This window comes from Streptomyces mangrovisoli, from assembly GCF_000974985.2.
GTDB classification, from domain to species: Bacteria; Actinomycetota; Actinomycetes; order Streptomycetales; family Streptomycetaceae; genus Streptomyces; species Streptomyces mangrovisoli.
On record NZ_LAVA02000126.1, the window covers coordinates 25,104 to 37,603 of the forward strand.

11 protein-coding genes are annotated in these 12,500 nt (G+C 68.0%); 6 read left to right on the plus strand and 5 right to left on the minus strand.

Annotated elements, in window-relative coordinates:
- Positions 1–336: 336 nt before the first annotated feature.
- The 4 genes from dbpB (WN71_RS37125) to WN71_RS43060 are packed head-to-tail and all read right to left on the minus strand — an operon-like array spanning position 337 to position 4,393.
- Positions 337–1,440, minus strand: a complete 1,104-nt coding sequence (gene dbpB / locus WN71_RS37125) for a DGQHR domain-containing protein DpdB (RefSeq protein ID WP_046584761.1) — start codon at positions 1,438–1,440, stop codon at positions 337–339.
- A 42-nt stretch (positions 1,441–1,482) separates the two neighbouring features.
- Positions 1,483–2,703 carry a tRNA-guanine transglycosylase DpdA gene (dpdA, locus tag WN71_RS37130; RefSeq protein WP_046584760.1) on the minus strand — a complete coding sequence of 407 codons (1,221 nt, stop codon included), beginning with the start codon at positions 2,701–2,703 and terminating at the stop codon, positions 1,483–1,485.
- Complete coding sequence (gene dbpB / locus WN71_RS37135; protein ID WP_046584759.1) at positions 2,700–3,833, minus strand: DGQHR domain-containing protein DpdB; 1,134 nt, start codon at positions 3,831–3,833, stop codon at positions 2,700–2,702. Before dbpB (WN71_RS37135) ends, dpdA begins: the two co-directional genes overlap by 4 nt.
- On the minus strand, positions 3,830–4,393 hold the full coding sequence (locus tag WN71_RS43060) for a hypothetical protein (RefSeq protein ID WP_240529895.1): 564 nt from the start codon (positions 4,391–4,393) through the stop codon (positions 3,830–3,832). The genes dbpB (WN71_RS37135) and WN71_RS43060 overlap by 4 nt, the downstream gene beginning before the upstream one ends.
- 453 nt (positions 4,394–4,846) lie before the next feature.
- Between WN71_RS43060 and queC the strand changes: the two genes are divergently transcribed.
- The 6 genes from queC to WN71_RS37170 all read left to right on the plus strand — a co-directional run bounded on the left by queC (position 4,847) and on the right by WN71_RS37170 (position 10,613).
- The gene (queC, locus tag WN71_RS37145) at positions 4,847–5,542 is read left to right on the plus strand and encodes a 7-cyano-7-deazaguanine synthase QueC (protein ID WP_046584757.1); all 696 of its coding nucleotides are present in this window, start codon (positions 4,847–4,849) and stop codon (positions 5,540–5,542) included.
- Positions 5,543–5,544: 2 nt separating this feature from the next.
- Positions 5,545–6,180 (plus strand): 7-carboxy-7-deazaguanine synthase, encoded by a 636-nt coding sequence (gene queE, locus WN71_RS37150; protein WP_046584756.1) that lies wholly within the window; start codon positions 5,545–5,547, stop codon positions 6,178–6,180.
- Entirely contained in the window at positions 6,180–6,536 is a 357-nt protein-coding gene (gene queD / locus WN71_RS37155; protein ID WP_046584755.1) for a 6-carboxytetrahydropterin synthase QueD, read from the plus strand. Before queE ends, queD begins: the two co-directional genes overlap by 1 nt.
- A 2-nt stretch (positions 6,537–6,538) precedes the next feature.
- A complete protein-coding gene (locus WN71_RS37160; protein ID WP_046584754.1) occupies positions 6,539–7,315 on the plus strand; it encodes a GTP cyclohydrolase I FolE2 in 777 nt (258 codons plus the stop codon).
- 643 nt (positions 7,316–7,958) lie between these two features.
- Positions 7,959–10,073, plus strand: a complete 2,115-nt coding sequence (locus WN71_RS37165; RefSeq protein WP_167382995.1) for a tetratricopeptide repeat protein — start codon at positions 7,959–7,961, stop codon at positions 10,071–10,073.
- A 60-nt stretch (positions 10,074–10,133) separates the two neighbouring features.
- Positions 10,134–10,613 carry a hypothetical protein gene (locus tag WN71_RS37170; protein WP_046584752.1) on the plus strand — a complete coding sequence of 160 codons (480 nt, stop codon included), beginning with the start codon at positions 10,134–10,136 and terminating at the stop codon, positions 10,611–10,613.
- Here WN71_RS37170 and WN71_RS37175 read toward each other — a convergent pair.
- Complete coding sequence (locus WN71_RS37175) at positions 10,579–11,361, minus strand: IS5 family transposase (protein WP_046584751.1); 783 nt, start codon at positions 11,359–11,361, stop codon at positions 10,579–10,581. The genes WN71_RS37170 and WN71_RS37175 overlap by 35 nt on opposite strands.
- Positions 11,362–12,500: the final 1,139 nt, after the last annotated feature.

A 12,500-nucleotide genomic window follows, 5' to 3' on the forward strand; every position in this document is an offset into this window, starting at 1 on the left:
GATTCCGGGGCGGGGTGGGGGACCTGAAGCACGGTCTGATGCGACAGGGCGGGACGGGGCGCCACTCCTGGGCAGCCGCGTTCGAGTGACAGCGGCGCCTGTCACGAGGTTGACGATCCGTTCACGCAGTGGCGCCGCCGGGTTCGGCAACGACTGGGCAGCACAGGCCGACTGCGGCTTCGGACGGCCTGCGTCGTCGCGCCGCGGCGGGAGAACGGCGACTGCGACGCCTCGGGCGGTCAGCGGGCCGCCGCGCCCGGCAACGAAATTCGCCCGCCACTGGATGCAGTGGCGGGCGAACTGTGTTTGTTTCCGCGGTACCCCTCGACCAGGGGGTCAGTTGCCGGCGGCGCGCACCAGCAGGTCGGTCAGGAGGCGGATGTCGTTGGGGGTGTTCTGCAGGCCGTTCCAGCGGCGCTGTTCGCCGTCGGCAAAGCGCCACATGCCGGAGGTCCAGGCGGTGACCGGCATCAGGCCGAGGACGGCGTTGCGTACGTCGTCGCAGTCGACGTCTTCGGCGGGCATGCCGTCGGTGAGGCTGTCCATGACGAAGCCCATGGCCTGGATGCCGGCGCCGTGGGTGAGTCGGGACTGGCGGGGTGGGAGTTTCCAGGCGTCGCTGAAGGTGTCCTTGACCATGGTCCAGAAGGAGCGCAGGTGCAGCAGCATGCGGTCGATGTCGCCGGAGCCGTCTTCGGGGTTGCGGTACTGGTAGAGGGCGCCCTCGAAGAGGCTGTGCTCCAGCATGCGCAGGATGGCGGTGTCTTTGATGTTGCCGTCGGGTGAGGTGGGGCTGGCGATGCGGCCGTAGAAGGGGCCCTGGCCGTCTGTGTTGAGGCGGGTCATCAACTGGGCGGGCAGGCGCTTGCGGGCGTAGGTGGGCGGGAGGTGGCCGCTGGTCTCGGGCAGGAGTTCGTGGATGAGGCCCTTGGGCAGCGGCTTGGTGGAGTTGACCAGGATGAACTGGGAGCGCTGGTCTTGCTGGTCGTCGGCGATGAAGCCGACGGCGGCGACGGGGAATTCGACCAGGTCGGCGTCGCGGATGGCGGCGCTGCGCTGCTGGCCGTCGACGATCAGGGCGGGCTTGTCCTCGTCGGGCAGGGACTCGTCGACGGGGATGACCAGTTCGCCGGGGACGGAGTAGTCGACGCCGTCCTTGCGGCGTGCTGCGGTCTCGAAGCGGACGTTCTGGTCGAAGGCCAGGACCAGGGCGTTGGGGAGCATGGCGTTGTCGGACTCGAGGTAGCGGCGGATGCCGCGGATGTGGCTGAGGACTTCGGGGCGCTGGTAGCCCTGGAGGGCGCTGTCGTCGTCGCGTCGGACGCGGGAGACGGCGGCGAAGCTGTGGATCTTTTTTCCGTCGACGGCGAAGCAGTAGATTTTCCGGTCTCCCTGGCGCACTTCGAGTGCGGGGAGCCTGAGTTCGTAGCGGTCGGCCATGATATCTCCAGACATATCAAAAAAGAAGAAAAGTGAGAGGGGTTACCCGAAGGTGAGGGAGCGCATTTTTGCTTCGAGCACGGTGAGATTGTGGAATCCGCGGCGTTTGTTGCGTTCGCTTCCGCGGAATATGGCGATCTCGATGCCGTGCTTTTTGCACAGGGCGCAGGGGCAGGTTCGCCAGGGGGCGTCGCTGAGGGTGCGCTCGTAGAGTTCGAGATAGCTCTTCTTTTTCGGGCCGAGTACGAGGGACTCGTATGTCTGGAGTGCGGTGAGGACGTCTTCGAGGGGGGTTTCGCCTCGGTCGAATTCGCGCAGGGCGCGCAGGCAGGCGCGTTCTGCGGTGATGGCCTGGGCCTGGGAGACGCTGCCGGAGAGGATGAGGCGTTTGAGGGCGGGGTTGCCGTCGACCTGGGGGACGCGGATGGCGGTGTAGGCGTCGGTGGCGGTGTGGTAGTTGTTGCGGTCGTCCATGAATGCCTGGCGGAAGACGGAGGTGCTGTCGAAACTGGTCACTCCGTGCCGGGCGAACTGTTCCATGCTCTCGACGCGGTTGATGCCGAGGAGGTGGAGTTCGGTTCGGGGGGTGCGGACGGTGTCGATGGCGCGCAGGCAGGCGAGGATCTCGTGTGATTTGAGGGGGACCATGCCGCCGAGAGCGATGCGCTGGTAGCCCATTTTCTGCAGTTCCTGGACGCTGTGGGCGTAGCTTGCCGGTCCCCATCCCTGGGCGGCGCCGACGGGTTGGAAGCGGGCGCCGGTGGCGTGGGTGGCGTCGATGAAGTCCTGGGCGAGGTCGAGGGAGATCTGCTGGCGGTTGATCCAGGCTTCTTCGGGTGCGGCGTCGGAGTCGTCGGGGAGGTAGCCGAAGATGATGTGGTCGATGCTGATGCCGGCGTCAAATCCGCACCGGCCGTAGAAGTCGAGGACTTCGTCGACTTCGTAGGGCGGTCGTTCTTCGTCGATGTAGTTGAAGGCGCCGCAGTCGCCGATGGTGGCGCAGGTTTCGGGCAGGCGGAAGAAGTTTCTTACGCCGAGTCGGTAGAAGCGTGCGCGCTGGGGGGCGGAGTATTTCCCTGCGCCTTTCATGGACCCGTCGACGACCGCCTTGCTGACGAGGATCCCGTCGTAGGGGATCGGTGTCACGGCCTGGTGGGCGTAGACGTCATCGCGCTGGCGTACCCGGTGGGGCGAGTACTCGTCGTTGATGAAGTCGTAGGTGGGGCTCACCAGGTCCTGACTGTCAGGGAAATAGAATTTCACGCGGCTTTTGCCTTTTCCTGCACATAGATACGGAGGAGGTAGTTCGACAGGGTGCTGATGTGGCGGGGGTTGTTCTGGAGTTCGTTCCAGGGGATGTTGAGGTCGGGCCAGCGGCCTTTGGTCCAGTGGCAGTGCGGGGCGATCAGGGCAAGTTCGGCGCGTGCCTGTTCAAGGGCGTGGGGGGAGGCGGGGTTGATGGTCATCATGACGCGGTCCATGAGGCGGCCCATGGAGCGGATGCCGACGCCGTGCATGAGTCTGCTGCGGGTGGGGGGCAGTCCCCATGCCTCGGGGAAGGTGTCGCGTACCGCGCTCCAGTAGACGATGAGGATCTGGCGGATGGTGGCGGTGTCGACGGTGCCGCTGGAGAGGTTCTTGTAGGGGAAGAAGACGCCCGAGGCGGAGTTGAGGGATTCCTGGATGGCCGTGGTGAGGCTGTTGTCGGTGACGACGGCTTCGGCTTTTTGCTCGGCGGTGGTGGAGGGGCGGCGCACCAGGCCGTGGAAGGGGGAGTCACGGTCGTGGTTGAGGGCTTCGACCAGGACGGAGGGAAGTTTGCGGGCGGAGAGTTTGGTCGGCAGGACGGTGCCGACCTCGGGGAGGAGTTCGGTGACGAGGTTGGTGGGCAGGGGGGAGACGGTGTTGACGCGCAGGAACTGGTCGCGCTGGGTCTCGAGGTCTTCGGCGACGAAGCCGGCAATGGTGACGGCCAGGCGCCGGTTGCGGGTGCGGGCCAGGGCGAGGCTGCGCTGCTGGCCGTCGACGATCCAGGCAGGGCGGGGGGCGTCAGGGGAATCGGGCAGGGGGATCTCCAGCGTGCCGGAGGTGCACAGGCCGTCGCTGGCGCTGGGTCCGGGGCTGGATTTGAAGCGGACGGTGGCTGGCAGGGCGAGGATCAGGCCGTTGGGGAAGAGGACCTCGTCGCTGTCGAGGTACTGCAGGATCTGCCTGACGTGCTGCTTCTTCTCCGGGCGCTGGTAGCCGATGAGGCGGCCGGCCTCGTCCCGGGAGATCCGTGCGACATCGGCGACCTGGTGGACCTCCTCGGCGGCCAGGGTGAAGACGTACAGCGGGATCGTGGGGTGCTGCTCGATCCGCAGGGCGCGGCGTTTGAGCACGGTGGAGGTCATCGGCGTCCCATCGTCTGGGTGTAGAGGTCCGCGAAGCGCTTCTGCTCGCAGGCCAGTCCCTCGTCGCGGAACAGGCGCAGCAGACGGGTGCGGGAGGAGCCGGGGTGGAGGGCGGTCATCTTCTCGATGAAGGAGATGACCGTCTCGTCCGGCACCGGGGTGCGGGCGTAGTGCTCGCGGTGGGCTGCCTCGGCGGCCCAGGCGGCGAAGCGGGCCTGGGCCGCTTCGGTGGTGAGGCGGCCGGGTGTGCAGTGTTCCAGCCAGGAGGCCGCTGTGCGGACGTTCAGGCTGGTCAGGGTGCCGCCGAGGGCTTTACGCAGGGCGGCGTTGGCCGGCACCCGCACGATGCCGTCGATGTCGCAGGCGCCCCCGATGAGCACGGTGTCGGCGCCGGTGGCGGCCAGGGCGGCAAGATCGTGGTGCAGGGCCTGGGCGTAGGTCTCCGAGAGCACCACCAGGGCCTGCCCGGCGGCCTCGGCGATCTGCGGGAGGCGCTGCGAGCCGCCGGTGCGGTGCAGACGATCCCACCAGATACCGGTCTCGGTGGTGGAGGAACCCACAGAATCTGCGTGTCGGGGCATGAAAGTCGCCGCGTAGGCGGGCGCAAGGCTGGAGACTTGCCGCAGGCCCAGGCCTGCGGATGCCACGTACAGGCGGGGGGTGAAGCCTGCACGGGAGGCTGCGGCGGTCAGCGCCAGGGCCCGCCTCCACTGGTCCCCCTGGTACAGGTCCTCAAGGCGCCGCGTGCCGGGTGCGGTGCGCAGGCGGCGGGCCCATTCCGCGGCCCGCTCGGCCACCTCTGCCGCCGGGAGGGTGCGGGCGTGCAGGTGGGGGGCGGGGGGTGAGGCCTTGCGGTCCGTGCACGTGACCACGATGGGCAACTCGTTCACTGCGACTCGACCCCTGGCATCGTTAACTCGTTTGTTGTTGTGGTTACTGTAGCCGCTAGTTAGCGCGATAGGCTGCGCCTGCCTCGACTGGGGCAACTGGACTTCAGACAAGGGAGTGACAGCATGGACCGTCCCGCGATCGTGTTGCTGAGCGGCGGCCTGGACTCGACCACGGTGCTGGCCATCGCCAAGGACCAGGGCTTCACTCCCTACGCGCTGAGCTTCCGCTACGGCCAGCGGCACAGCATCGAACTCGAGGCCGCAGAACGCGTCGCCCGGGCCCAGGGGGTGGCCCGGCACGTCATCGCCGACATCGACCTGCGCGTCTTCGGCGGCTCGGCGCTCACCTCCGACATCGAGGTGCCCAAGCACGACAGCCTCGCCGACGTCGAGGAGGCGGGCGTGCCGGTCACCTACGTGCCCGCCCGCAACACGATCTTCCTGTCGTTCGCTCTCGCGTTCGCCGAGACAGTCGGCGCCAGCGACATCTTCACCGGGGTGACGGCCGTGGACTACAGCGGCTACCCCGACTGCCGCCCCGAGTACATGGACGCCTTCGCCGCTATGGCCAACCTGGCCACCCGGGCGGGCGTCGAGGGCACCTCTACGATGACGCTGCACTCCCCCCTGATCGCGCTGTCGAAGGCCGACATCGTCCGTGAGGGCCTGCGCCTGGGCGTGGACTACTCCCTGACCTCCTCCTGCTACGACCCCGACGAGCAGGGCCGGGCCTGCGGCCGGTGCGACACCTGCCTGCTGCGGCTCAAGGGCTTCGCCGAGGCCGGCGTGAAGGACCCCGTCCGGTACCAGAGCGTCTGAGCATGACCTACCTGATCAAGGAAATCTTCTACACGCTGCAGGGCGAAGGCGCCCACGCCGGCCGGCCGGCCGTCTTCTGCCGCTTCTCGCGCTGCAACCTGTGGACCGGCCGGGAACAGGACCGCGCCCGCGCGATCTGCCAGTTCTGCGACACCGACTTCGTCGGCACCGACGGCGAGGGCGGCGGCCGCTTCACCAGCGCCGACGACCTGGCCGACGCCGTCGAGGCAGCCTGGCCGAGCGCGGAGCGCGCCCACCGGTTCGTGGTGTGCACCGGCGGAGAACCCCTCCTGCAACTCGACGAGGCCGCCCTCGCAGCGCTCCACGCGCGCGGCTTCGAGATCGCGGTGGAGACCAACGGCACCCGCCCCGCCCCGGCCGGGATCGACTGGCTGTGCGTCAGCCCCAAGATCGGCTCCACCCTGGTCCTCGACCGGGGTGACGAGCTGAAACTGGTCTACCCCCAGGCCGGCGGCGACCCGGCCCAGTTCGAACACCTCGACTTCCGCCACTTCCGCCTGCAGCCGCTGGACGACGACCGCCGCGAGGACCACACCCGCGCCGCCGTCGAGTACTGCATGAAAAACCCGCGCTGGATGCTCTCCCTCCAGACGCACAAATATCTGGGAATTCAGTAATGGAAATCTTCCGCGAGTTCGCCTTCGAAGCAGCCCACCGTCTCCCCCGGGTGCCCGAGGGACACAAGTGCGCCCGCCTGCACGGCCACTCCTACAAGGTCAGCGTGCACGTCGAGGCACCCGTGGACGCCGAGCAGGGCTGGGTGATGGACTTCGGCGACATCAAGCAGGCCTTCCAGCCCATCGATGCCCAACTGGACCACTACTACCTCAACGACATCGACGGACTGGACAACCCCACCAGCGAAAACCTCGCCCGCTGGATCTGGGACCGGATGATCGGCGATCTTCCCGCCCTGTCCCAGATCACCGTGCGGGAGACCTGCACCTCCGGCTGCACCTACCGAGGCGCATAGGCATGCACGACATCCAGAACGAGCCCGACCACCGCGGCATCGCCATCGACGAAGTCGGCATCAGCAGCCTGCGCTACCCCCTCACCTTCGACGACGGCCACACCCGCCACCACGGCATCGCCGACATCAGCGTCACCGTCGCCCTCCAGGCCGACCGCCGCGGCACCCACATGAGCCGCATGATCGCCCTCATCCACGACGAGGTCGCCACCCTCACCCCGCAGGAGTTGCCGCCCGTCCTCAAACGCGGCCTCGCCCTGCTGGATGCCCCGGCCCTCACCCTGACCCTCGCCCTGCCCTTCGCCACCCGCGTCACCGCCCCGGCCAGCGGACGGGAAAGCTGGCAGACCCACGACGTGAAGGTCACCGGCCGCATCGACGAGGACGGCTGCACCGTCACCACCGCGGTGACCACCGACGTGACCAGCCTGTGCCCCTGCTCCAAAGCCATCTCCGACTACGGCGCCCACAACCAGCGCAGCGAGATCACCCTCGCCGTCACCGGCTCCGGCGACACCCCCTACCCGCTGCCCGTCCATGACATGGTCGACCTGCTGCGCAGCGCCGGCTCCGCCCCCGTCATCCCCCTCATCAAACGCCCCGACGAACGAGCCGTGACCATGCAGGCCTACGACCATCCCGCCTTCGTCGAAGACATGATCCGCGACATAAGTCTCACCTGCCGCGAAAAGGCACTCCCGCACACTGTTACGGCGAAGAACCTCGAAAGCATCCACAGCCACGACGCCACCGCCACCCTCCACTGGACACCCGCATAACCGACAACACGCCAAAAAAGGCCCCGGCCTGCCACACGACCAGGTGGCCTTGGCCTGCACCCCCCTCTCAGGTTCCAGTCGTGGTGGCCAACTGACAGCCCTTCACGGAAGGCTGGCAGTCACGCCTCGCCCCTATCCTCCAAAGTTCCGGGCGCGCCACCGCAACTGGAACCCAGACGTGGAAGCGGTTGTCATCGCCGGGTACCGCGAAGGTCTTGCCAGGCGCCCGGGTGGAGGGGAGGCCAGGCCGCACGGCGGCGTCGCGGCGTCGCGGCGTCGCGCACCACGTCTTCGACTCCCGCCACACCGAGGCCAGCCCAGCGCCGCTCAGCCGGGACGTGCAAGGCCGCCCGGCCCGAACTCGCCCAACGCCGGCGCACATCGGCCACCTGCGCGGCCTCGATGAGGAGCGTGCTCTCGAAAGGTGGGACCGGCTTCTGCACCCCGACATGCGTACGAGGCCGCACGGGCAGCGCGTGGGCAGCGACCGCAAAGCGCCCTCATCCTCACAAGTTCGAGCACACGAAGGCCAAGCCTCACCGATCTCTGTCGAAGGCCATGACTGCGACCGCTCCTGGGCACAATGCACACACGTAGGGGGCTGAAGGCGATGAACAGGTCGCGGCGTCGGGCAATGGGCCAGGTGAGCGCCCTGGTCCTGGTTCCCGTCGCCGCGTCTGTGACGCAAGTGGTCACCACAGTCGTCACCGCGCACTTCGACTGGCGGCTGTTCGCGATACTCGTCGTGCTCAGCGCCACGCCCGCGGTCGGTGCCCTCGTAGAGGGCAGGTCCCCGCAACGGCACTCCGGTGAGGACCGCACCTCCGGCCGAAGCGGCCGAGACCTCGGCAGTGGGTTGCCTCCTCCTGTGGGGACGCGGGTGTTCACCGGTCGTACCGAGCCGCTGCGCCGCCTGCGCTCCTGCGAGGCGAGGGAGGGAAACCTCGGTCCGTTGATCATCGCGATCACGGGCCTCGGCGGAACGGGCAAGACAGAACTCGCGCTGCGTGCGGTGCGAGAGTTGGCCGTGGACTACCCCGATGCTCAGCTCTGGCTGGAGATGCGCACGTACGCTGCAGCCGAGTCCCGCATGAGCATGGAACAAGCACTGCGACTGCTGCTCAACGCGCTGGGTGTGTCCCCGGATCCGCACCTGACCGGGGTGGCCGCCCTGAGCCGTACCTGGCGCTCGGCCACCGAGAACAAGAAGTTGCTGGTCGTACTGGACGATGTGGACCAGGTCGATCAGGTCCAGCCGCTACTGCCCGCTGCGACCTCCGCCATCGCCCTCACGAGCCGGCATCCTCTGCCGGGCCTCGATCCCGACATCGCGGTCGTGCTGGACACGCTGACGCAGGACGAGGCGTGCACCCTGGCGAGCCGGATTCTGGAACGCGCAGGCTCTCCCGATGCCGACACCGCCCGGATGATCGCGGCGGCGTTCCGTCTGCCGCTCACGGTGCGTCAGGTGGCCGATCTGAAGGCCGCCAATCCAGGCGTTGACCTCACCGATCTGCTGACCGGTGACGACCAGGCTGTCCCGGACGTGACAGCCGGCGACCAACTGCTGCGTTCCCTTCCGACGGATGCCCGGCTCGTTCTGCGCCGCGCTGCGTACTACCCGGGCTCGCTGATCAGCCCGGAGGTCGCCGCGGTCATGTCCGGCAAACCGGTGCGCAGCGTCCGACCAGTGCTGGCACACCTCTACCAGAGGGGCCTGCTGCTGCCCGACCGCCGCACCGGCTATCGCATCCACGACCTGGTCCGCACGGCGGCCCAGAACACCGTGAGCCCCCGCGACAGAGCCAGGGAGCAAGCTGCGTGCGACGAGCGGCTCTTCCACTACGTGCACCTTGCCACCTCGTTCGCCACCCGGGCACTGTATTGCGCCGAGGACGTCGCGATGCCCGATGAAAGCGACGTCCACAGACCCCACGTGCCAGCGCCGCGCTTCGCATCAAACGTGGCCGCTGCAGCCTGGCTGGACGAGCAGCACACTGATCTTCTCGCGGTCGCACGACGCTGCGTCGCACAGCGCTCCCCGCGCGCCTGGAAACTGATCTACCAGCTCGAGTACTACCAGCGGATCCGCGGCTTCTACGACGAGATCGTGGAGCTTCACATCCAGGTCCTGCGGCAGACCGAAGAGAGCGGAGATCTGCTCGGGCAGGCCGGCATGCACCAAAACCTCGGCCTCGTCGACATGCGCACCGGAAACTACCCCGCTGCCCGAGGACGCTTTCACCAGGCGCTCGCCCTGTATGCCGCAGCAGGAAACCCAACAGGTCAGGCCGAGATCCACCACGAGATGCATCACATCGACTGCTGGCTGGGCAACCTGCCGTCAGCCCATGCCCACGGTGAGGCCGAACTCCGCTTCGCCCAGGACGGCGGAACTCTCATCGACCTCGCCGCGGCCCATGCAGACCTCGGCTGGGTCGAACGGCTGGAAGGCAACCACGACAGCGCACACCGGCATCTGACAGCTTCACTGCGCCTGTACGAACAGACAGGCCAGCCGCGAGGCACAGCCACCGCTCACCGTCACCTCGGCCTCCTCGCCACGGCCCGGGGTGACGCCCCCGCCGCCCGCACCCACTTCGATCAGGCAATGACCCGCTACCTCGAACTGGGAGACATCCTCAATCAGGCAGAAACCCACATCGGGCTGGCCACTCTGCAGCGCCGCCCCGGCGGAAACCTCAGAAGCCGTTGTCTTTCCGAGAGTGGAGGGTGCATTTCCGCTGGTCAGGGGTAGGTGCGGTGTTTCGGTGGCAGGCACGGGGTGTTGTGTCGTCTCTTGGGTGGAGGTGCCGGGGTGCCGTCGGTGATGGGGTTGCTGGAGGAGCGTGAACGTGCCGCTCGGCAGCGGGTGGAGGCCCTTCAGGCCGAGTTGCGGGAGGCGGAGGCTGTGTGGGAGCGGTTCGTGATCGCCCGTGAGACGGTGAGCGAGGTTATGGCGGAGCCCCGCCGGGGTGAGGACGTGCCGCCGGTGGTGGTGGCCGACGAACGACAGGTGCAGGTCACGGCGGCGGTGCCCGGGTCGGTGGTGCCGCTCTGGCGGGAAGGGCTCGTTCCGGCGGTTCTTGCCCCCGACTACCGGCGGATCATGGACGTCCTGGCCGGCGGGCACTCGATGGACTGTCGGCAACTCGCCGCGTCGCTCGGGCTGGAGCCGGTCCCGGCGAAGGTGGAAGGGGTGCGGTCGAAAGCGAAGCGCCTGACCGCGCGGGGCTGGCTGGCGGAGGAACGCCCAGGGCTGTTCAGCGTGCCCGTCGCGCGAGTCGGCGGCTCATGACCATGGTCATCGACCACCGGATCACCGCCTCCGAGGTGTCGGTGCGCGTCTCGTAGTCGCGGGCCAGCCGTCGTGAGTGCATCAGCCACGCGAACGTGCGCTCCACCAGCCACCTCTTCGGGAGCACGGTGAATCCGCTGGTGTCGTCGCTGCGTCTGACCACGGTCAGCGCGACGCTCAGGACGTCGCGGGCGAAGTCGACCAGGCGCCCGGTGTAGCCTCCGTCGGCCCACACCCGCGTGACATGCCAGTTCCGTTCGTGCAGCCGGGCCAGCAGTGTCCGTCCCGCCTCCCGGTCGGTGACCGAGGCCGCGGTCACCATCACATGCAGCAGCAGTCCGAGAGTGTCCACCACGATGTGTCGCTTGCGGCCGTTGACCTTCTTCCCGCCGTCGAAACCCCTGGTCGCAGCCGGTACCGATGCGGCTGCCTTCACCGACTGCGCGTCGATGACGCCCGCCGTGGGCTCCGGGTCCCGGCCCGCGACCGTGCGGACCCGCTCGCGCAGCCGGTCGTGGAACTCTGCCGTCAGACCCTTGTCCCGCCAGCGTCGGAAGAAGGCGTAGACGCGGTCCCAGGCGGGGAAGTCCGCGGGCATCGCCCGCCAGGCGATACCGCCCGCGACCAGATAGCGCACCGCGTCGACCATCTGACGGTGGCAATAACTCTCCGGTTGCCCGCCGCGGCCCTCCAGCCAGCCGGGCACCGGCATCGCATCGCGTACGACCGCCCACTCCGCGTCGCTCATGTCGGACGGATACCTCGGCCGCCTGTGCGGATGATCCCCGGCATTCCCGAACCGGTGAGCGAGGCAATCACACGTCAGGGGAACCGAGTTGGACGCCATGGGCGTCGGCACGGAAAACTGCAGCACCAGGGGCCTCCTGTTGCTCGGCTGGATTCGACACCCACGAGCTGTGCAGGAGGCCCTGCTTGCATGCACCGCCGGCCGCGAGATCACCCGACCGAGTCGACGACCTCGAACTCACGCACACCAAGATCGATAGAGCAACGGCTTCTCAGTCTGGCAAACCAGCACGCCTGCATGGCCCTCGAGCTGAGCAGCTCCGTCAGTCACGGACGCGGACAGGCAGAAGCTCACGACGAACTGGCAGCACTCGCCCAAGCCGACGGCGCGCACGACGATGCAACCCGTCATCGTCATGAGGCATCCGCGATACGTCGCCGTCTGGGCCTGCCGACGGACTCTGCATAACGAACCCCTCCCGGGCTCCTGGACCGGACTCGCAGGAAACACCCGCCGCGCAACTGAGATCAACTCGCCACCCGGCAAAGACTCCGAAACCGTGAACGCCCGGGAGCTTGCACCCCGCCCTCCGACAACCGACAACCGACAACCCACAGGCGACAGCCCACAGGCGACAGATGACAGACGACAGACGACGATCGACTCCAGGCTGCCGGTCATTCCTCCAGCGCGCACCCCACCGCGTCGACCTGCCCGGGACTGTGATCCCGCCGCCCCCAGTGCAGATGCGCACCAGGACGTCGCCTTCGACGATCACGGAGGGACCGATTCCACGGGCGGGCCGCCGAGCAGGACTGCCCGAGGCGAGTGCACCACCGGACACGACCCGCACCACGGCAGCCGCCCCGCAGCGCATCAGGAGACAACCACGCAGACCAATCCCACCCCTGCTGCCCGATCTCCCCCAGACCCAGCAGGCGAGCAGCCCACAAGCACGGCACGGCCTGCACCGCGCAAGCCGCCGCCGGGCCCTGGCTCGACAGCGACGAAGGGGCTGAGTGCGTTGTGGCAAACCGGATCTTGTTCGAGCGGCAACGGGTGATCATCTGGACGGAGGTTCGGGTGCGGTCGCGGGCATGAGAGAACGGGGGCCTTCCCCCGTGAAGGTGGGCACGCGG